This is a genomic window from Flavobacterium sp. Flavsp81, assembly GCF_059491325.1.
Map to the genome: position 1 here is coordinate 255,457 of NZ_CP168505.1, position 19,872 is coordinate 275,328.

At 33.3% G+C, this 19,872-nt stretch carries 19 protein-coding genes; 11 read left to right on the forward strand and 8 right to left on the reverse strand.

Translation table 11 applies throughout. The features are described from left to right. The first annotated feature begins 11 nt into the window (after positions 1-11). The 6 genes from ACEN92_RS01120 to ACEN92_RS01145 all read left to right on the forward strand — a co-directional run bounded on the left by ACEN92_RS01120 (position 12) and on the right by ACEN92_RS01145 (position 4,632). The gene (locus ACEN92_RS01120) at positions 12-245 is read left to right on the forward strand and encodes a hypothetical protein (protein WP_441765861.1); all 234 of its coding nucleotides are present in this window, start codon (positions 12-14) and stop codon (positions 243-245) included. Then, positions 235-615, forward strand: a complete 381-nt coding sequence (locus ACEN92_RS01125; RefSeq protein ID WP_495640531.1) for a YchJ family protein — start codon at positions 235-237, stop codon at positions 613-615. The genes ACEN92_RS01120 and ACEN92_RS01125 overlap by 11 nt, the downstream gene beginning before the upstream one ends. 81 nt (positions 616-696) lie before the next feature. Beyond that, positions 697-1,815 carry a vWA domain-containing protein gene (locus ACEN92_RS01130; RefSeq protein ID WP_495640532.1) on the forward strand — a complete coding sequence of 373 codons (1,119 nt, stop codon included), beginning with the start codon at positions 697-699 and terminating at the stop codon, positions 1,813-1,815. A 163-nt stretch (positions 1,816-1,978) separates the two neighbouring features. Beyond that, complete coding sequence (locus ACEN92_RS01135) at positions 1,979-3,442, forward strand: AAA family ATPase (RefSeq protein ID WP_495640533.1); 1,464 nt, start codon at positions 1,979-1,981, stop codon at positions 3,440-3,442. A 43-nt stretch (positions 3,443-3,485) separates the two neighbouring features. After that, positions 3,486-3,887 carry a GlcG/HbpS family heme-binding protein gene (locus ACEN92_RS01140; RefSeq protein WP_495640534.1) on the forward strand — a complete coding sequence of 134 codons (402 nt, stop codon included), beginning with the start codon at positions 3,486-3,488 and terminating at the stop codon, positions 3,885-3,887. Between the two features lie 151 nt (positions 3,888-4,038). Beyond that, on the forward strand, positions 4,039-4,632 hold the full coding sequence (locus ACEN92_RS01145) for a 2OG-Fe(II) oxygenase (RefSeq protein ID WP_495640535.1): 594 nt from the start codon (positions 4,039-4,041) through the stop codon (positions 4,630-4,632). Between the two features lie 70 nt (positions 4,633-4,702). Here ACEN92_RS01145 and ACEN92_RS01150 read toward each other — a convergent pair whose 3' ends face one another. Then, complete coding sequence (locus ACEN92_RS01150) at positions 4,703-6,121, reverse strand: aminotransferase-like domain-containing protein (protein ID WP_495640536.1); 1,419 nt, start codon at positions 6,119-6,121, stop codon at positions 4,703-4,705. A 186-nt stretch (positions 6,122-6,307) separates the two neighbouring features. Here ACEN92_RS01150 and ACEN92_RS01155 point away from each other — a divergent pair, with 186 nt between their 5' ends. The 4 genes from ACEN92_RS01155 (at position 6,308) to ACEN92_RS01170 (ending at position 11,285) form a co-directional block, all read left to right on the forward strand. Continuing rightward, positions 6,308-7,210 (forward strand): EamA family transporter, encoded by a 903-nt coding sequence (locus ACEN92_RS01155; protein ID WP_495640537.1) that lies wholly within the window; start codon positions 6,308-6,310, stop codon positions 7,208-7,210. A gap of 105 nt (positions 7,211-7,315) precedes the next feature. Further along, complete coding sequence (locus ACEN92_RS01160; protein WP_495640538.1) at positions 7,316-8,170, forward strand: EamA family transporter; 855 nt, start codon at positions 7,316-7,318, stop codon at positions 8,168-8,170. A 459-nt stretch (positions 8,171-8,629) separates the two neighbouring features. Then, a complete protein-coding gene (locus tag ACEN92_RS01165; RefSeq protein ID WP_495640539.1) occupies positions 8,630-9,916 on the forward strand; it encodes a Glu/Leu/Phe/Val family dehydrogenase in 1,287 nt (428 codons plus the stop codon). A gap of 145 nt (positions 9,917-10,061) precedes the next feature. Next, positions 10,062-11,285, forward strand: coding sequence for a sterol desaturase family protein (locus ACEN92_RS01170; RefSeq protein ID WP_495640540.1), 1,224 nt, complete (start codon positions 10,062-10,064; stop codon positions 11,283-11,285). 113 nt (positions 11,286-11,398) lie between these two features. Here ACEN92_RS01170 and ACEN92_RS01175 read toward each other — a convergent pair whose 3' ends face one another. From ACEN92_RS01175 to ACEN92_RS01185, 3 genes are all read right to left on the reverse strand, one after another. Next, positions 11,399-11,833 (reverse strand): DUF6526 family protein, encoded by a 435-nt coding sequence (locus ACEN92_RS01175; RefSeq protein ID WP_495640541.1) that lies wholly within the window; start codon positions 11,831-11,833, stop codon positions 11,399-11,401. 96 nt (positions 11,834-11,929) lie between these two features. Beyond that, the gene (locus ACEN92_RS01180) at positions 11,930-12,514 is read right to left on the reverse strand and encodes a DUF4142 domain-containing protein (protein ID WP_495640542.1); all 585 of its coding nucleotides are present in this window, start codon (positions 12,512-12,514) and stop codon (positions 11,930-11,932) included. Between the two features lie 107 nt (positions 12,515-12,621). Continuing rightward, complete coding sequence (locus tag ACEN92_RS01185) at positions 12,622-13,113, reverse strand: DNA-deoxyinosine glycosylase (protein WP_495640543.1); 492 nt, start codon at positions 13,111-13,113, stop codon at positions 12,622-12,624. Positions 13,114-13,295: 182 nt separating this feature from the next. Between ACEN92_RS01185 and ACEN92_RS01190 the strand changes: the two genes are divergently transcribed. Continuing rightward, complete coding sequence (locus ACEN92_RS01190; protein ID WP_495640544.1) at positions 13,296-14,321, forward strand: helix-turn-helix domain-containing protein; 1,026 nt, start codon at positions 13,296-13,298, stop codon at positions 14,319-14,321. Positions 14,322-14,436: 115 nt separating this feature from the next. Here the strand turns inward: ACEN92_RS01190 and ACEN92_RS01195 are convergent, their stop codons facing one another. From ACEN92_RS01195 to ACEN92_RS01210, 4 genes are all read right to left on the reverse strand, one after another. After that, a complete protein-coding gene (locus ACEN92_RS01195; protein WP_495640545.1) occupies positions 14,437-15,636 on the reverse strand; it encodes an NAD(P)/FAD-dependent oxidoreductase in 1,200 nt (399 codons plus the stop codon). Continuing rightward, the gene (locus ACEN92_RS01200; RefSeq protein WP_495640546.1) at positions 15,633-16,118 is read right to left on the reverse strand and encodes a low affinity iron permease family protein; all 486 of its coding nucleotides are present in this window, start codon (positions 16,116-16,118) and stop codon (positions 15,633-15,635) included. Before ACEN92_RS01200 ends, ACEN92_RS01195 begins: the two co-directional genes overlap by 4 nt. Before the next feature lies 1 nt (position 16,119). Then, the gene (locus ACEN92_RS01205) at positions 16,120-18,927 is read right to left on the reverse strand and encodes an AsmA family protein (RefSeq protein ID WP_495640547.1); all 2,808 of its coding nucleotides are present in this window, start codon (positions 18,925-18,927) and stop codon (positions 16,120-16,122) included. A gap of 121 nt (positions 18,928-19,048) precedes the next feature. After that, the gene (locus ACEN92_RS01210) at positions 19,049-19,852 is read right to left on the reverse strand and encodes an MlaD family protein (RefSeq protein WP_495640548.1); all 804 of its coding nucleotides are present in this window, start codon (positions 19,850-19,852) and stop codon (positions 19,049-19,051) included. Positions 19,853-19,872 lie beyond the last annotated feature (20 nt).

The window sequence follows — 19,872 nt, forward strand, 5'->3', positions numbered from 1 at the left end:
AATAAGAAAATATGAATACAAAATTTGAAAGTTTAAAAGCGAGCGTACAAGAAATTATAGATTTAATTGCAGCAGAAAATAATAGAGAAGCCAATAATAAATTACTTGATGTAAGTGATGTATTGGATGAAATGCTGGATTTTGCAGAAGAAGATGAAGAGTTAAGAGAAATAAGCAGATATCAGGTTTTATTAAATCAGCTGCATGTAAAACTTAATGGTGAAGAGCAGGTTGATGGAGAGTAAAAAATGCTTTTGTGATACCGGTTTATTATTTGCAGATTGTTGCGGATTGTATCTTCAAAATGATCAGAAAGCACCAACCCCTTTAGCTTTGATGCGATCCAGATACTCGGCTTATGCTGCCCATAATGCTGATTATCTTTTGGAAACAACTTATGTTTCTGAACGTAAATATTATTCGAAAGGAGAAATTCTAAAATGGGCAACGAGTAATAAATGGCAAAAACTAGAAATTTTAAGTTTTACCGACAATAAGGTAGAATTCAGAGCTTATTTTTTAGATGCCAATCAAAAACATCAAATCCATTATGAGTTTTCGACTTTTAAATTTGAAAATGAAGCTTGGTTTTATGTTGATGGAAAGTTTGAATAATAATAGGATTTGAGTTATTTTAACTAAAAATTAATAAGCGTTTCTTTTTTCGTAATTCTAAAAAACCGTAATTTTAAAATTATGAAAAACGAATTTAAAAAAGGTTTTTATTTTAAAACTTACGAAGCCCCGTTTCAGTCTCCGTTTGAAAAACTTTTCGGCATTTTTAAAGAGTTAATTACCCATACTTCGGGTGATTTTGATGAAGCTATAAATTGGCTTCGGGAGCTGGACAAGGAATATAAACTTACCGATGAAAATTATACAATTGATGATTTTATCGAAGACTTAAAAAAGAAAGGTTACATAAAAGACGAGGTTAAAGAAGATGGAACAGGAGGCTTTGGAATCACAGCGAAAACAGAACGTGCTATCAGGCAGCAGGCCCTGGATCAGATTTTTGGCAATCTTAAGCGTTCCGGAAACGGAAATCACAAAACCAAACATGCCGGAAATGGTGATGAGCATACCGGAGAATTTCGTGAATTTAATTTTGGAGATGGTTTGGAACGTATTTCACTAACAGAAAGCTTGCGAAATGCCCAGATAAATAACGGTGTCGAAAGTTTTATGCTGACCGAAAATGATTTGGTTGTTGAAGAAACGCAGTATAAAGCGCAGATGAGTACTGTTTTGATGATTGACATCAGCCATAGTATGATTTTATATGGAGAAGACCGAATTACACCTGCCAAAAAAGTAGCAATGGCTTTAGCCGAATTAATTACAACACGTTACCCAAAAGACACCCTTGATATTTTGGTTTTTGGAAATGACGCCTGGATAATTCCCATAAAAGATTTACCGTATTTGCAAGTTGGTCCATACCATACCAATACCGTTGCAGGATTGCAGCTGGCAATGGATATATTACGCAGAAAACGAAATACCAACAAACAAATTTTCATGATTACTGACGGAAAACCAAGTTGTGTACGTGAAAGGGATGGTTCCTATTATATGAACAGTAACGGTCTCGACGAATATATTGTCGATAAATGTTACACACAGGCACAGCAAGCCAGAAAATTACATATTCCGATTACGACTTTTATGATTGCAAACGATCCGTATTTGCAGCGTTTTGTCAATCATTTTACCGAAGCCAATCAGGGAAAAGCATTTTATACCGGATTAAAAGGGTTGGGTGAAATGATTTTTGAAGATTACGAAACAAACAGGAAGAAAAGAGTTCGTTAAATAGGTTCAAAGTTACAAAGTCTCAGAGGAACAAAGGTTTTCGGTTGTCACGCTGAGCGGAGTCGAAGCGTTTTTAAGACAACGTATCTCGTAGAGGCGCACAGCAGTGCCTCTGACTCATTAAAATAAAATAGAATAAAAATAATAAAATAGATATTTCATAATGAAAATAGAAAATATAAATACATTAGGCCAATTAAAAGCCGCTGGATATAAAAGCATAAGTATCAAGGATGAATTGCGAAATAATCTCCGTGAGAAAATAAAATCAGGACAGCCCGTTTTTGAAGGCGTTCATGGTTTTGAAAATACAGTAATTCCCGAATTGGAGAGAGCTATTTTATCCCGCCATAATATCAATTTACTAGGGCTTCGCGGTCAGGCTAAAACTCGTTTGGCGCGTAAAATGATCGAATTGCTGGATGAATATATTCCGTTTGTGACAGGTTCTGAAATTAATGATGACCCGTTAAATCCAATTTCACGTTTTGCAAAAGATTTAATTGCCGAAAGAGGGGAGGAAACACCCATTTCATGGTTGCACAGAAGTGAGCGTTTCTTTGAAAAATTAGCAACTCCGGATGTTACGGTAGCCGATTTAATTGGTGATGTTGATCCAATAAAAGCAGCAAATTTGAAATTATCATATGCCGATGATCGCGTGATTCATTTTGGGATGATTCCGAGAGCGAATCGCTGTATTTTTGTAATTAATGAATTACCTGATTTGCAGGCCAGGATTCAGGTAGCCTTATTCAATATTTTGCAGGAAGGTGATATTCAGATCAGAGGATTTAAGTTAAGGATGCCACTGGATATGCAGTTTATTTTTACTGCCAATCCGGAAGATTATACCAATAGAGGAAGTATTGTAACACCTTTGAAAGATAGGATTGGTTCACAAATTTTGACCCATTATCCTGAAAGTATTGCCATTGCAAGAACAATAACTGAGCAGGAAGCTAAGTTAGACAAGACTCAAAGTGAAATTGTATACGTTCCGGGCTTAGCCAAAGATATTCTGGAGCAAATAAGTTTTGAAGCACGTGACAGTGAATACATAGACAATAAAAGCGGCGTAAGTGCCAGAATGAGTATTACGGCTTTCGAAAATTTAATTAGTACTGCCGAGCGTCGTGCTTTAAAAGCCGGAGTTGATCAGACTGTTTTGCGTTTGTCTGATTTTATTGGAATTATTCCTGCGATTACCGGAAAAGTCGAATTGGTTTATGAAGGAGAACAGGAAGGAGCTGCTGTCGTTGCACAGAATTTAATTGGGTCAGCAATCAGAACTTTATTTTCAGATCACTTTCCTAAGATAGAAAAGCTTGAAAAGCCAGGCGAAAAAACACCTTATTCTGATCTGATTGATTGGTTCTTTGTTGAAAGTGGTTTCGAATTGTTAGATGAAGCTTCAGATACAGAATATAAAAATATTTTGGATGAAGTAACTCCGTTGTATATACTGATAAAAAAATATCAGCCTCAGCTGGATAAAAATGATCAATATTTCATGAAGGAATTTATTTTATGGGCTTTGGTTGAATATAAAAAATTAAGCAAAGATCGTTTTGCACAAGGGCATCAATTTAAAGATATGTATGGAAGTTATATTAGTAAACTGTAAAAAAAATAAAGACTAACTTCATCAATAATTAAAAATCATAAAAATGAATATTACCTTAGAACAAGCTGAAAAAGCAATTGCTGCGGCAAAAAATAAAGCAACAGAAATTAATACAAAAATGGATATTTGCGTAGTTGACGCCGGAGCAAATCTGGTTGCTTTTGCCCGTATGGATGGAGCCTGGATAGGATCGATTGATATTTCTCATAAAAAAGCAAGAACTGCAGCATGGTTCACAATGGATACGGCTTCTTTGGTAGATGCTGTTCAGCCAGGAGCACCACTTTATAATATTGAACATTCAAATGGCGGATTGATAACTTTTCCGGGTGGAGTAGTTATAAAAAATAATATCGGGAATATTATCGGTGCAATTGGAGTTAGTGGGAGCAGTGTAGAAAATGATCATACAGTAGCAGTTGCAGGAGCTGGAGCTATAAAATAAGCAGTTTAAATTATTATTGTAATAATTTAAGAAACGGACCCGACAGGTTTTAATAATCTGTCGGGTTTATTATTTGTAAAAAACAGCATTACCGGTTTTATTTCGTGTACCTTGCTCCGTTGGCTGTATTTGCAGTTTTCCTAAAACAAAAATGGAAGATAGTTTTGAAGTTTTGATTGCGAGTTATATCGAAAATAAAGTTGGGATTTCTGAGCATTTTTTAAGCTCTGAACTGGCAAACCATTTAAAACAAAATCTCCTTGATTTAAATCAAAACAAATTACTGAAAGAAGCTGGAATAGGTAATCAGGAGAAGCTTTCTTACGATGGTGCTATCAGGAGTGATTCTATTTACTGGTTAGATAAAAAACACAATAATGTCTTCGAAAATGAGTTTTTTGCCAAAATAGATGCTTTTATACTTTATTTAAATGAAAGCTGTTACACCGGAATTACAGGCTACGAATTTCATTATGCGCTATACGAAAAAGGCGATTTTTATCTGAAACATTTAGACCAGTTCAAAAATAATCCAAGCCGGAAATATTCGATGATTAGTTATCTCAACAGTAATTGGCAGGATACAGACGGTGGCGAATTACTCATTCATCAACCGGATAATAATCAAAAAATTTCGCCTACTCAGGGCAAAACAGTTTTCTTTAAAAGCAATGAACTGGTTCATGAAGTTTTAGTAACTCAAAATACCAGAATGAGTATTACCGGCTGGCTGAAGAGCGAATAAGTTTTTTGAAATGGTTAATTAACTCTATTTGTTTCTCATAACTCAATAAAACTTATAAGCAATTCACGATTTATTTATGAATTAATTTTCCTAAAGTTTGTATCGATTGTCTTAATTCATTTGTCCAGGGCAGGCCAAAACTTAATCGCATACAATTTGAAAACTGATTTTGAAAAGAGAAAATCCTTCCGGGAGCAATACTTATATGATGTTTCATAGCCAAATGATAAAAATCGGCTGTATCAATTTTTTTATCAAGTTCAACCCAAAGAAAAAAACCGCCTTGTGGCTGACTCACTTTCGTTCCTGTCGGAAAAGATTCTAAAATAGTATTGATGTAATTATTGCAATTATGATTCAGTATCTGGCGAATTTTACGGAGATGATTTTCATATCGGCCATTTTTAAGAAAATCACCCACAACTTCATGTGTAATAGTAGGAGAGGAGATGGTATGGTATAATTTGGTTCGCAGGATTTCTTTTTTAAATTTTCCCGGTAAAACCCAGCCTACACGATATCCGGGAGCCAAAGTTTTAGAAACCGAACTGCAGCAAAGTACAATTCCGCTTTCATCATATGTTTTGCAGTTTGTCGGACGGCTGGAGCCAAAATACAAATCACCGTGAATATCATCTTCAATAAGTGGAATATTATGAAATTCCATTAATTGGACTATTTCTTTTTTATGTTCGTTTGGCATCATACTTCCCGAGGGATTACTGAAATTGCTCATTAATACACAGGCTTTTATTTTTCTGGTCGAAATCGCTTTTTTTACGGCGTCCAATTCTATTCCGGTCGTCATATTTGTTGGTAATTCCATAACATATAAACCTAAAGATTTGGCCAATTGTAAAACACCGAAATAAACAGGGCTTTCTGTAATTATAGTATCTCCGGGTTTGGTCAGAGTCATCAGGCAGTGTGATATGGCGCTCACACAACCGGGAGTTGTTATAATATCTTCTTCTGTTGGAGAACCTCCCCAGGTAAATGACCAACGTGCAATTTCTTTTCGTAAATTAAGATTTCCCTGAATGTCTTCATAACTCGTTCCGCTATTGGGTAACGATCGCATTGCCTGAATCATTCCTTTATTCAGTTTTGCGATAGGCAAAAGTTCGTTTGATGGAAAACCCAGTGAAAGCATTGTAACATCTTTCGCTCTCATATCACCATAAACCAGATCGATTAAATCTTCGCGCTCTATATTGTCAACGCTTAAAACCGGACTGCTCGATGAGCATTGTGCAAGAGGTCTTGATGAAATATTACTCACATAATAACCGGATTGAGGCCTTGATTCGATCAAAGAACGGCTTTCAATTTCGTAATATGCCTTACTTACCGTACTCATGCTGTAACCCGTTTCAGCACAAACTTCACGAATAGATGGTAACTTATCTCCAACGCTCAGAATGCCGGATTTTATCTGCTTTTCAATTCTGTCGGCAAATTGCAGGTATAAGTAATTTGAATTTTTCATGTGAAGATAATATTTGCTTTTTGATGGAACATGGTATCGTCATTCTTCATCTTAGTTTGTGATTTGAAATTATGGCAATTTCATAAAAAAAAACTGTTATGGTGCAATTTACAAAAACTGTATCTGTATTGCTGTTTTATTTTTAAGAAATTTGCTTCATCAGAAATAAATAAAAAAAAGAAGCCTGTGAAAACTACAAAATATTATATAGCCGCTATTACTGCATACGTTATTTGGGGATTTTTTAGCCTTGTGCTAAAACCAATTCATGAGTATCCTTCTTTGGATATTTTATTTTATCGTGTTTTTAGCTGTAGTTTTTTAATGTTGCTTATTGTTTTTGCTTTTAAACGAAAAAGTGTAAAAGAAACAATTGAAATTTTCAGATCGTTAGCCGGCTCGGAAAAAAAGAAAACTATTTTGTTGAATATTGGCGGCAGCTTCTTTTTGATGGCAAACTGGTTTACATTTATTTACGTAATGAATCATGTGAGCGTAAAAGCAACCTCATTGGCCTATTTGGTTTGTCCGATATTGACCACTTTATTAGCGTATTTTATTTTAAAAGAAAAATTGACAAAAACACAATGGCTGTCTGTCGGGATGAGTATTTCAGGCTGCTTATTGTTATCATATGCGGATATTATGGATATGTTTTTTAGTATAATTATAGGATTTACCTACGCCTGTTATTTGGTAAGTCAGCGTGTCAATAAAGGATTTGATAAATTTATTGTCCTTACCTTTCATATCACCTTGTCAGCCTTGTTTTTATTGCCTTTTTATTCCGCTTACAGCGGACCGGTTCCGACCGATTTTAAATTTTATTTTTGCATAGAAACCATAGCTGTATTCTTTACTATTATTCCGTTATTTTTAAATTTATATGCACTTTCCGGAATCAATTCTTCTACTGTTGGGATGTTATTGAATATTAATCCGATGATTGCTTTTGTGCTGGCTAATGTTGTGTATAAAGAAAAAATAACACCATTACAAATTTTAGCCTATAGTATTATTTTTATTGCTGTACTGGTTTTTAATACACACCATCTTTTTGGGATGAAACAAAAAAGAAGTATTTGCTAAACACAACTCAAATTATAAAAATTGCCCGGAAGGTTTCCTTAATCTGCCCGGGCTTTTTTTGAATGATTTTTAAATCTTATTTTTACATTTAAAAGATATTATTTTATGCTGTTTCTGATTCTAAGTATTATTTGTAGCGTAACTGTGGGAGTGATTTTTAAAATAACCCGTCACTATAATTGTAACCCGACTCAAATTGTTGCTGCAAATTATATGTTTGCTCTTACGCTTTGCTATTTTATTTTCAAACCGGATCTTATAGAAATCGATTCAAACGCTCCGTGGAATATTTATTTGCTTGCCGGTGTTTTGTTGCCTGTTATTTTTCTGTTTTTAGTGGCTTCCATTAAACATATGGGAATTGTAAAAACCGATGCGGCCCAAAGGCTCTCACTATTTATTCCGATATTGGCAGCCTGGTTTATTTTTAAAGAAGAGTTTAATTGGTACAAGATTATTGGCCTGTCAATTGGTTTTTTAGCATTTTTATTCATTTTAAAAAAACCTTCGAATAATCATGAGAATAGATGGATTTATCCCGCAGCTGTTTTGATTGGTTTTGGAGTTATTGATATACTTTTTAAACAGATTGCGCTTTATACGGCTTTGCCTTATACAACTTCCTTATTTATAGTTTTTGACATTGCTTTGGCAGTTTCTTTGCTTGTTGTCGTTTATGAAAGTATAATAAAAAAAGCAAAATTAAATTTTAGAAATTTCCTTTTTGGCGCTTTGGTCGGGCTTTGTAATTTCGGAAATATTTTATTTTATCTTAAAGCTCACAAAGCTTTTTCAGAAAATCCATCGACAGTTTTTGCCGGAATGAATTTGGGTGTTATTATTTTGGGAAGTCTTGTTGGGTTGTTTTTTTTTAAAGAAAAACTATCCAAAATTAATTTCATAGGAATCTTTTTTGCCTTATCTGCCATTATTTTTATTATTTTGTCACAATTCAAATAATTTTTTTATTCTTTAAATATTTAATTTTCAGGCCTTTTTAAAAGTAATTTTAATTCTTTTAAATAAATTCTACTAATTCTATAGAGTTTATAAAAATTTATTTATAGATTTGCAATAACAATGAGAAACTATAGTCAAAATATTATTCAGATCATGTGCAGCTTCGCGATATGTTGCGTAATGGACTATGTAATGAAATGGCGTTAATAGAGAAATACTTGTTAGTTATTTTTTTTTTTAGCCTTTCATAAAACATGAAAGGCTTTTTTTAGAAATAGTAAAAATCAAAAAATGAGGTCAAATAGAAATACCAATACGCTGATGCAGGGCCTGCTTATGAAAATACCATGTTGTTGCAGCTATTTATAAACAATAAGCATTTGTTATGTGTCTTGCAAAAGACTTAAAGCATTAAATTTTTTAAATCAACCGAATAAAAAAATCTTAAAAAATAAAATTATGAGTATAGAAATAATAAAGCAGAATCCCTTTCAATCAATGATTGACCGTTTTAATATAGCTGCTGATATTCTGAAATTAGATGAATCAATCAGACAAAAATTACAAAAACCTGAAAAACAAATCGTAGTCAATTTCTCGATACAGCTTGACAACGGCAATATTCAAAATTTTGAAGGCTATCGGGTAATTCACAATACAGCATTAGGACCATCAAAAGGCGGAATTCGTTATGATACTGCGGTGAATCTGGATGAGGTAAAAGCTTTGGCTGCCTGGATGACCTGGAAATCTGCGGTGACCGGAATTCCGTTTGGAGGTGCAAAAGGCGGAATTATTTGTGATCCGAGAACTCTTTCAAAAACAGAACTGGAGAAAATTACAAGAGCATATACTAAATCTTTATCAGATATTTTTGGACCTGATAAAGATGTTCCGGCTCCGGACATGGGCACGGGTCCTGACGAAATGGGATGGCTGATGGATGAATTTTCGTTAGTTCATGGTAAGACTATCCATGCAGTTGTGACCGGGAAACATTTACATTCAGGAGGATCTTTAGGAAGAGTAGAAGCGACAGGAAGAGGTGTAAGCATCATTACGCTTCTGGCACTTCAAAAATTAAAGCTAAGACCTGCAAGATCTACTGTTGCCATTCAGGGTTTTGGGAATGTCGGACTGCATTCTGCTTTGTTTTTATTTGAAAAAGGTTTGAAAGTTGTAGCTGTTAGTGATGTTTCAGAAGCATTTTATAATCCCGATGGTATCAATGTTCCTGAACTGATTTTATATTATAATTTAAACAATAAAAGCATCAAAGGTTATCCTAATTCTATTGCGATCAAGCATGAAGAATTATTGCTTCTGGAAGTTGATGTCCTTATTCCGGCGGCAAAAGAAGATGTCATCACCCAAAAAAATGCCAGTGATATTAGGGCTAAAATCATTGTCGAAGGAGCAAACGGGCCAGTTTCTTCTGATGCTGATAAAATATTGCATGATAATAATGTTTTGGTAGTTCCTGATATTTTAGCAAATGCCGGAGGTGTAACGGTTTCTTATTTTGAGTGGCTTCAGAATTCACTTTTAGAGTCCTGGAGAATTCACCAGATTAACAGGCGACTGGAAGATATTTTAGAAAAAGGTTTTGAAACCGTTTTCAGGATTGCTTCAAAGTATAATGTTACACCACGTATTGCAGCTTATATCATTGCTTTACAGAAAGTTGCTGATACACAGGCAGTAAAAGAAGTAGCACTGAATGCTCCAAAATTTAAACAGAATTAGAAATTGGCTCTAATGACGATTAAGATGATTTTCATTGATTGTTATCGTTTTGAAGATAAATGGTAATGATTGATGGAAATGTCTTTTTCGTCTAAAGTGAATGAATGGAATTTAATTTTTAAGCATAAAAAAATAATTTTTAAAGATGAAGAATATAAACTTTCTTGCCTTCGCAATGCCGGCTTTTTTCCTCTTTTTATTTATTGAATATAAGATAGCGCAGCGAAAAAAAAGACCGGAAATTTTTAATTATGAAAGCTCCGTATCTAATATAAGTATTGGTATTGCTGAGCGGTTGATTAATTTGTTTATCGCGGCAAGTTTCTACCAGCTGTATTATGTAATTTATGATAATTATCGAATTTTTGATATTCCCGGAAATGTTTTTGTCTGGTTTGCTTTAATTCTTGCAACAGATTTTGTCTGGTATTGGTATCACCGATTAGGACATGAAGTCAACTTTTTCTGGGCGGCACATATCGTTCATCATCATAGCGAGGAATTTAATTTTACGGCTGCAGCCAGGATTACGACTTTACAAGCCATTGTCAGAACGGGATTTTGGTGTGTACTTCCGTTTGTTGGATTTCATCCGGCAATGGTAATTACTATGTTGATTGTTCATGGAGCTTATTCTTTTTTTACGCACACTCAGCTTATCGGAAAAATAAAATGGCTTGAATATGTTTTTGTAACGCCATCGATTCATGGAATCCATCATGCTTCTGACGAAAAATATTTAGACAAAAATTATGGAGATATGTTTACATTTTGGGACCGTATTTTTGGAACTTTCAAGGAAGAAGAAGAAAAACCAAAATATGGATTAACACATCCGCTGAAAAGCTATAGTTTCCTGTGGCAGCATTTTCATTATTATTTTGAGATTTATGAATTATGGAAACGCTCAAAAGGATTCAAAGAAAAATGGAAAGCCGTTTTTGGAAGCCCCGCAAATATGGATCAGGATATCCGGCCCATATTAGAAAAGCGTTTTCTTCAGGATAAAGCTAATCCAAATCAAAGACTTCGATTCAGGAATTACCTTTATATCCAATTAGGGGGCTGTACTTTCTTTTTAACCGTTTTTACCTATTATTTTGAGTTTTTAAATGTTTTTGATAAAATTTTTGCATTATCAATTATCCTTATTACGCTAGTTAATTGCGGTGCTTTATTAGAACAGCGAAAATGGATTTACTATTTGGAATATACACGGATTTATATAATAACAATCTATTTTTTATATGAAGAGAATCTAATTTCCTTTTTCTTTTTTCCGTTGGCGGCCATGATTTTTGCAGAACAATTATTTTCACTCGGAAAACGTTATCAGGAGGTCGTACTTCAGTTAGAAACTTCAGAATAAACAAATAAAAAAAGCGGCATAAGCCGCTTCATGTTAATGTTTAAAGCTAACATTAAATTCTATTTGATGATTTGAATTTGCTATTGCTATTGAAATTTGCTATTGCCATTTTTTCACACCCTGCAATAATCGCCTTTCCAGTTTACGATTGCTTTTTTTATGTCATCAGCGGAAAGATTTTCCTTAAGTGAGCGTTCCAAAAGGGGTAAAAACTCGGCATCCGGTGCAAATCGTAAAGCATATAATTGATCGTTAGTAAGCTTATATTCAATAGTTTCCAGTCTGTTTCCCGTGAGCACAAAATAACGGTACCTGAGTTCCAATTTAACAATTCTGTTTTGTAAAATAAGGGCATAATGCTGACGGAGCATATAAGCAAGACAAAACAAAAAAATGAAAATAACCGCTATAAAAGCCCATAAAAAATGATCGGCAGAAGTAATTGCAAAATAAATGCTAATGACTAAAAACAGTATCAAAACAGGATAATATACAAAATGGTGAGGTGAATAAAATCGAATATGATTTATGTAAGATTGTGGTTTCATAATATTTTGTTGAATAGAAATATAAAAAAAAGCTATCTGTTAATAAGAATAGCTTTTTTGTAAATAATTAGTAACCAATAACTTAATATGTTTATATTATTTTTTGTCTAAATCCTGTTTAAGCATTTTTGCATGTTGAAGGTGTGCTGTCAGAGAAGCAATATTGTTTGATGCCCAGGTTTTAATTTCTTCATCATTTGAATTTTTTGATGCTTTAGTAAATTTATCAATTGCTTTTTCGTGGCCATCAATCATCATATCAACGAATTTTTTGTCAAAATCCAGACCGGATTTTTCATTTAGTTTGTTGTATTGTTCTTGTCCGTCTTCAGTAATTGAAGTTGGTAACGAAATATTTCTGCTTTCAGCAACAGTTTTAACCTCTCCTGATAATTTTGTATGATCATCAACAAGCATTTTTCCAAATTTTTTGATTTCAGGATTGGTACTTTTTTGTTGGGCCAATTGACCAATTGAAATTTCTTCCAAATTGATTTCGGTTGCATCAACTAAAAATTCAGAATCATTTTCTTTAGAATTTGAATCAAATTTAGCTTCATTCTGATCTTCTGCTACTTCTTTTGGGTCTTCTTGTTTTATTTCTTTTTTGCAGGAATTCAGGCTCAATAAAATTATCCCTGTACCTAAAACTAGTTTACTTATCAAAAGTATCTTTTTCATGATTTTACGTTTTAAAATTATTAATGAATATAAAATTATTTAAACATACTTACAGAATTTTATACTTTATAGCAATAATGTTATATCATTCAGACCTGAAGATAATTTTATTTTGACTGAAGGATTATTTGCTTCCATTCACTCAATTTAGATTCAAAAGATTTACCCGCATTGGCAGGACTGGTAGACGGTAAGGTGAAGAGTCGATAAGAATCATCTTCTATCGGTACATGTTTTTTAAAAAATGCTGCGGCTTTCTGACCGTTAAAAATAATAGTTTTAATATTTGGATGTTGTTTTAAAAATAATTCGAAATCATTGGTTATTTCATTTTTTATGGCACTGTCCAGACTTCCAATCCTTTCACAAAACTGCAAAACATCCCAAAGAGCAACTTTATTTTTTAATAAAAGATTTTTTCTGATTTCATAATTATCTGAGAAATCTTCATTAAAAATTTCAAACATAAAACGCCAGAAATTATTTCTTGCATGACCATAATACTGCCGAATTTCAAGTGATTTAGTACCCGGCATAGTACCTAAAATCAGAATTACGGCATCAGGTTTTGAAATTGGTGCAAAAGAAAAGCTTTTCATATTATTTTGATTAAAACAAGTATTTAGAGATAATTATAAAACAAATTACAGAAATTATATAACACATTCGATGGTGTTTTAAACGAATTTTGAAACGTAGATTTTAGAGTTGTTTTACGTGGTATCAATCTGTGTTCCATTAACTCTACAAAGATAATTATAGAATTTTAAATCCCAGCAAAATGAAAATAGTTACTATACATACCGATAAAATTAAAAATATATTTGAAGAATTAACATTGAGTTTAGGAGGAAAAATAACTTTTGATTCAGATGAATATGCACTGGAAGTAAACAATAATTTTGCCAGAGGTACTATTGTTGGTTCTTCTTTTATTGATGCTATTTCCTGTTTGCAGTTTGATATGGTATTTTCTGAGGATGTGAGAATAAATATTACAAATCCGGATATTTCACCTGTTTATTTTGCCTATTGTTCTAAAGGAAATATATCACATAGCTTTGGAAATTCAGATGTAGAAAGAAAATTAAAAAAGTTTCAAACAGCCATTGTTTCTTCTAAGCAGAATGAAAGTAATATTTTATTTTTTGAAAAAAACGTTAACACTAAGCTCACATTAATTGTTGTTGGTACTCAAAATGCAGAAAGTATCCAAAAAGATTCGTTAAATTATAAAGTTAAAAAAACATTTTTTGAAAAAAGCAGTATCAATAATTTCTTCTATGTTGGCTCCTATAATTTGAAAATAGCTGAGAAAATTGAGCAATTGAATGGCATTACCCAAACCGGAATTGTTCGAAATTTATTAAAAGAAGGCATTTTGAAAATTATTCTGGCAATGGAAATCCAGCAGCATTCTGATGATATGAATAATTCTTCAAAAGAAACAAATTGTCTTACCATTAGAGAAATGGAAGAAATAAAACAACTTTCAGATTTTATAAAAGCGAATCCGGAAGAACAGTTTACAATAAAATCATTGAGTAAGAGATCCGGTTTGTCTCCCAACAAATTACAGGAAGGTTTTAAAATGATACATGACAGAACGGTAAACGATTTTATTACACACATGAGAATTTTAAAAGCAGAGCTTCTGATTAGAAATTCTGATCTGAATATCTCTGAAATAGTATATTGTATTGGTTTTACCAGCAGAAGTTATTTTTCTAAAATATTCAAACAAAAATTCAATTGCAGTCCTAAAGAATATAAATTTAATCAAAGTCCATTGGCTATTACAGCTTAGGCTTAATCGAAAGTTTGAATTCCGAAGAATTTATCTATAATAAAAATGCCGCTAAATACGGCATTTTTTGTTTTGCACTTATTCAAAAAATCGAATAGAAATTTTTACTAAAAAATTATCTTCCAAATTTATAATACTCTAAATCCATGTGTTTTTTATTGTTGATAGAAGCCAAAATAGAGTTCATGCCTATAACGCTAAAAGTGATTCCGTTTCCGCCAAATCCCAAAACATAATGTTCGTTATTATCAGGATTTGTTTTTCCGAAGTAAGGTAATCCGTCTTTTGTTTCCCCAAAAGTTCCGGCCCAGGAATAATCAATTTTAAAATTAATTTCCGGGAATTTTTTTTGAAATTTTTTTAAAAGAAATCCTTCTTTTTCAGGTAATAGTTTATCCCTTTTTTCGGCGTCTTTAAAGTCTTCGTCACCACCACCCATAATGACCCGGTTATCTGATGTGGCCCTGAAATACAAGTAAGGCGAGGAAGTATCCCAGAAAATTGTCTTTTTAAAAATATTGGGTAAGTCGGGAATACTTTCAGATGTAATAACATAAGTACTTTTAAGATCAACTACTTTTGCTGCAAGCGTTTCTGTACTTTCATAACCGCTGCAGTGTATAATGTGATCTGCAGTTATATTGTATTTATTTTCAGTGTTTGCTGTCAGTTTTCCTTTCTGATTTCGGATGGAAATAATATTCGTGCGGTCAAAAATCTGCATTCCCTTTTTTTTACAATAGAGCATTAAATCCTGAGCCAGTCTAAACGGGTCCATAACGGCTGCTGTTTTAGACTCTATCGCTGCGATAGCATTTAATCCAAATTTTTCCAAATCGGGTTTTTCTAACCAATTTACATCAAATCCATGTTCTTTTCGGGTTATAAACTCATTTCTCAAAAATGGAATATCCTTTTTTAGAGAACAGAAATAAATACTCTTTTTTAACTCAAACTGACAGTCACTTTTTATATCATTAACAATTTTTTGTAAATCAAAAATGGCTTTTTTTCCACTTTTATAACTGTCAACAGCACATTGGGGACCTCTTATTTTTATTAATTTATGTAATGCTACGTCAATTTCATATTGAAGCAAAGCCGTACTGGCAGCCGTACTTCCGTTGCAAATGTCACGACGGTCAACCAAGACTATTTTTTTTCCTTCATTGATTAGTTTATAGGCAATTAGTGCTCCTGTAATTCCTCCGCCAATAATTAAAATCTCTGTATTTATATCTGATTCTATTGATGGATAGCTTGTGTTCATCGCATGTTTTAGCGGCCAGAAACTTTCTGTTGAGCGCAGTTTCATTTGGTACTTTTTTTAGTACGCATTTTTGTTCTGCTTTGATCTTTTCGCTGGTGTTGTTCATGCGCTTCTGCAATCGAATGTGATGTTCTGACACTTTCGTCTTTTTTAGCAAGTTCACTAAGTCTGTGATAATATTTCTGTACAATAATCATTTCTTCTTCCGTCATGCTCTCAATATCAACCAGACTGTTGCTGCAATATTCGCTTGAAGCTACCAATTCATTTAATTTCAACTGAATAGCAAGCGAGTCTTTGTTTTGTGCCTTCTGAATTAAAAAAACCATCAAAAAGGTAATAATAGTTGTTCCTGTATTGATAACCAGTTGCCAGGTTTCAGAATAATCGAAAAAAGGTCCTGAAATTGCCCAGACCACAACAATTAAAAAAGCAGTTAAGAAAGCTGTCGTGCTCCCTGCCGCTTTTGAGACATGTGTTGCAAATTTTTCGAATGCCCTACTGTGATTTTGTTTTTTATTTTTCATGTTATTTAACTTTTTGCTTACTGACTTGTTCTTTACGGATGACTCTATTGTTTTTTTCATCATAAACAGCATCATCTATTTCTTCACCTGTTTTGCTGAAAATTTTAATTTTGGGATCCTGATGGGTTCCTGTAATTACAATTGGAAATCCAACAATACCAAATGGAGGAAGCCCCAATCGCATTCTTAAATCCAGTAATCCATCAAAACTCGTGGTGCCTTTTATCGTAGGTCTGAAAGTGGCCACACTAAAAGTAAAAGGATCAATATGGATTAAATTATTATTAATCCTCGATTTTATCTCGATACCTTCCATATCCGGATTATCCAAATCTTTTTGACCGGTTTTCGAGCTGATTCCGTCAAATAATTTCAAACCTTTTATCTGTACATCATGCAAATTCAGAGTTCCTTCACCTTCAAGTGATTCGTAAATAGGACTCATATTTCCGTTCAAGTCACCTTTTATTTTATAATCAACACTAATAATTCCCTGTGCTTTTTCGGCAGCTGTAACCATTTCGCGGAACATCGGAATCTCTTTATAAGCTCTTTGCACACTAAAATCTTTGGCATTGAAATGAGCATCAAAATGTGCCGAAGTCGGAGACTCATCTTTGTATGAAGCATCGATTCCTAAAATGCAGTCGATGATATTAAAAGTGGTGTTTTCCAAATAAAAATTTCCTTTTGCAATACTTGTTTTTCCGGAAAGTTTATGGAGAATTAATCCTTTATATTCTACTTTGTCAACAGTTGTTGTGAGTCCTACATTTAGATTTTTCGGGATAATTACGACACCGCTCATTTTTGGATGGTCTTCTTTAGCATATTCAACTTCAATATTTCGATTTTTATTTTCACCTTTTTTCAAAGCCATAAATTCATCGATATTAACCAGTTTTGATTTCATATTGAAATTGCCGTTTAAAGTGCCATGTGATTCTAAAAAATAATTGATGGTATTGAGAAGATATCCGTTAATGGCAAAATCTGATTTCCCATAAGATGCATTAAATCTTTCGAACCACATTTTTTCATTCTGAAAACGAAAATTCCCCTGTTTGATGAAAAAGGCTTTCGGAAAAAGTTCTGATGTTGCTTTAATATTTTTCAGGATAATGGTGCCTCTGTTATCTAACTTATCATATTGACCAGTTGTCGCATAACTTTGTTTTCCTTTGAGCGAAAAATCTGCTTTGGCATAACCGGTAATATCCATTCCTTTTTGAGAAAATACTTTATAGATGTTTCCCACATTCAATTCTCCTTTTACTTTGGCATTGTATGCCAAATCACCAAAATCTGAAAGTGTGGCATTTACATATACCGGATTTTTTTCAAACACAAAAGAGGCAGGAGCAACAGCCACAATTAAATCTTTATAAGTCCCGGCTTTATTGAGCACATTGGCCACAAAAGTAATATCGGTAATAGGGTTAGGATAAGAGTCCGTTTTTAGCCAGCCATTTCGCAGCGAAATTCCACCTATTGTTTTAGGGAATAATTTTTTAGAATCGCTGAATATTCCTTTTGCCTGAATATTGGTTTTTAAAATTCCTTTTAATTCAATTGTGCTTAAGCCTATTGCGGCATCAAGAGTCGCAAGATCCAAAGCACCTTTGACGCTGGCATCTACCGTCATTTCTTTAAAACCTTTACTGCGTAAATAAGCAGTAAAATAATCTTTCTCACCAACTTTAAATTTCAGTGTTTTTAAATTAATCAACAGCTTTTGGATGTCAAGCGAAGGCATAATTGCATTAAGATCCATTTGAAATCCCGTTAGTGGAGCAGGAGCATTTTGATAATCTATGGCTCCCTCATTAATTTTTAAATTAAAAGCCAAATCCGGTTTTTGTTTTTTTGAAACATTGTAATCACCTTTAAAAGTAAAAAGCAAATCACTTTTTCCGGAGATTTCGGTTTCATCCATCCAGGTCAGATATTCCGGTGGCATAACCGAGAACAAATCTTTCACGGTTGTATTTTTGGATGCAGCTTTAATATTGATTTTATATCCGTCTCTTAAAATGGTTAACAGTCCGGTAAATTTTAAAGGCAATTTATTGATCTGTAATTCATTTTTCTGAAGGATAAAAGAAAGCGCATGTGTATTGATTCGGGTAATTAAATTGGCATGTACTTCTTTTTTTCTAAGGTAAGCGGTTTTTTTATAATAAAAATCGACATTATCAATTTGTGCATTAGTATTTAAATCGAAAATATCTTCACTCAGATTTCCTTTTCCAACATAATTAAACCCTTTCGCATCAATCAAAATTTTCGCTGAACGATCATAATATTTTACGTGACAGTCTTCAAAATCAATTCGTTCCAGTCTAAGTGAAGTTCCCTCTTCAGGAGTATTTTCTTTTTTGTCATCAGGAGCAATATAAATGTTGTAGTTGGCTTGCCCTTTCTGGTTGACCATTATATTTATTAAAGCTTTGGAAACATAGAGTTTATTGATTTTTACTTCATTGTCGAAAATTAATCTTTTTAAATTTATTCCAAAAGCCACCTGTTCAGCCTGCAGCAATGTATCCTTATGGAAAGGAGCAGAGCCTGTAAGCGATAAATCTTCTAAGGAAACTGTTAAGGACGGAAAATGGGTAAAAAAGGAAAGTTTGGATTTCGAAAAATCCATTTTCGTATCCAAACGTTCATTTGCAACTTTTTTTACTTCGGAAGCTATTTTTCCGGGAAAAAGCAACGGAATCAAAAAAAGCAATAATAAAACAGAAGTGATTACTATTGCTAAAATTTTTGCTGTTTTTAAGGCAATATGTTTGAAATTAGAACTCATAGACGGTCAGTTTTATTACCACAGGTAAAAATTAAAAAGATGTCATCCTGAGCTTTTGTCGAAAGGCTTAGGATGAGAATGATTTTCAGAATATTTAGTCATTTCACTAAATTTATATATTTTATTTCTTTTTTTGAGTGTCCTCCGCTTTTTTAGCTTCTTCTTCAGCTTTTTTCTTTTCCTCTTTTTCTTTCTCTTCTTTTTCTTTCTCCTCTTTTTCCTTTTGTTCTTTCAGCTCTTCTTTTTTGGCTTCTTTTTCTTTTTCTTTTTTCTTGAAATATCCTCTTAATAAAAAGTTGCTTTTTGCGGCTTCCATATTTTCGCTGAAACCTTTGGTACCTTTTTCCAGGTTGCTAAGTGTTTTATCCATAGCGTTGGCCATGCCCGGATCACGAATTAGTTTTGCCAAAGCTCCATTACCATTGTTCATGCTGCGGCTAAATACTGCTAACTCTTCTGAAATGACACTTACATTATCCATACTTTTTTTGACACTTTTCATAATGTCGTTCATTTCGATGCCATGGACCGAGGCAATTTGGCCATTATTTTCAATTATTTTTTGCGACTTTACACCCGGAGTAATGGTAAGTACTTTATCACCCATTAATCCGTCTGAGCCGATACTGGCCGTTGCATCAGTTTTAATAAATTCACGAACATCATCCTTAATGACCATTCCCACTACCACCGTAGAGTCATTAACGAGCTGAATTTCATCAACCGTACCAATATTGATTCCGGAAAATCGGACATTATTACCAATCTCCAGACCGCTTACAGTTTTAAAGCTTGAGGTAATTCTGAATGTAGATCCAAAAAGATTTTTTTGTTTCCCAATAAAATAGATTGCCATTATAAAAAGCAGTAATCCTATTGTTACAAACATTCCTAATTTCCAGGTATATCCAGATTGCTTATCCATGATTTTTGATTTTGTTTTTG

Excerpts from the sequence above, each read along its gene's own strand:
- ACEN92_RS01135 (WP_495640533.1), top strand. The coding sequence starts at position 1,979 with ATGAAAATAGAAAATATAAATACATTAGGCCAATTAAAAGCCGCTGGA.
- ACEN92_RS01210 (WP_495640548.1), bottom strand. The coding sequence starts at position 19,852 with ATGGATAAGCAATCTGGATATACCTGGAAATTAGGAATGTTTGTAACA.
- ACEN92_RS01130 (WP_495640532.1), top strand. The coding sequence starts at position 697 with ATGAAAAACGAATTTAAAAAAGGTTTTTATTTTAAAACTTACGAAGCC.
- ACEN92_RS01175 (WP_495640541.1), bottom strand. The coding sequence starts at position 11,833 with ATGAAACCACAATCTTACATAAATCATATTCGATTTTATTCACCTCAC.
- ACEN92_RS01145 (WP_495640535.1), top strand. The coding sequence starts at position 4,039 with ATGGAAGATAGTTTTGAAGTTTTGATTGCGAGTTATATCGAAAATAAA.
- ACEN92_RS01170 (WP_495640540.1), top strand. The coding sequence starts at position 10,062 with ATGAAGAATATAAACTTTCTTGCCTTCGCAATGCCGGCTTTTTTCCTC.
- ACEN92_RS01125 (WP_495640531.1), top strand. The coding sequence starts at position 235 with ATGGAGAGTAAAAAATGCTTTTGTGATACCGGTTTATTATTTGCAGAT.
- ACEN92_RS01190 (WP_495640544.1), top strand. The coding sequence starts at position 13,296 with ATGAAAATAGTTACTATACATACCGATAAAATTAAAAATATATTTGAA.
- ACEN92_RS01185 (WP_495640543.1), bottom strand. The coding sequence starts at position 13,113 with ATGAAAAGCTTTTCTTTTGCACCAATTTCAAAACCTGATGCCGTAATT.
- ACEN92_RS01180 (WP_495640542.1), bottom strand. The coding sequence starts at position 12,514 with ATGAAAAAGATACTTTTGATAAGTAAACTAGTTTTAGGTACAGGGATA.
- ACEN92_RS01200 (WP_495640546.1), bottom strand. The coding sequence starts at position 16,118 with ATGAAAAATAAAAAACAAAATCACAGTAGGGCATTCGAAAAATTTGCA.
- ACEN92_RS01140 (WP_495640534.1), top strand. The coding sequence starts at position 3,486 with ATGAATATTACCTTAGAACAAGCTGAAAAAGCAATTGCTGCGGCAAAA.
- ACEN92_RS01150 (WP_495640536.1), bottom strand. The coding sequence starts at position 6,121 with ATGAAAAATTCAAATTACTTATACCTGCAATTTGCCGACAGAATTGAA.
- ACEN92_RS01195 (WP_495640545.1), bottom strand. The coding sequence starts at position 15,636 with ATGAAACTGCGCTCAACAGAAAGTTTCTGGCCGCTAAAACATGCGATG.
- ACEN92_RS01165 (WP_495640539.1), top strand. The coding sequence starts at position 8,630 with ATGAGTATAGAAATAATAAAGCAGAATCCCTTTCAATCAATGATTGAC.
- ACEN92_RS01120 (WP_441765861.1), top strand. The coding sequence starts at position 12 with ATGAATACAAAATTTGAAAGTTTAAAAGCGAGCGTACAAGAAATTATA.
- ACEN92_RS01160 (WP_495640538.1), top strand. The coding sequence starts at position 7,316 with ATGCTGTTTCTGATTCTAAGTATTATTTGTAGCGTAACTGTGGGAGTG.
- ACEN92_RS01205 (WP_495640547.1), bottom strand. The coding sequence starts at position 18,927 with ATGAGTTCTAATTTCAAACATATTGCCTTAAAAACAGCAAAAATTTTA.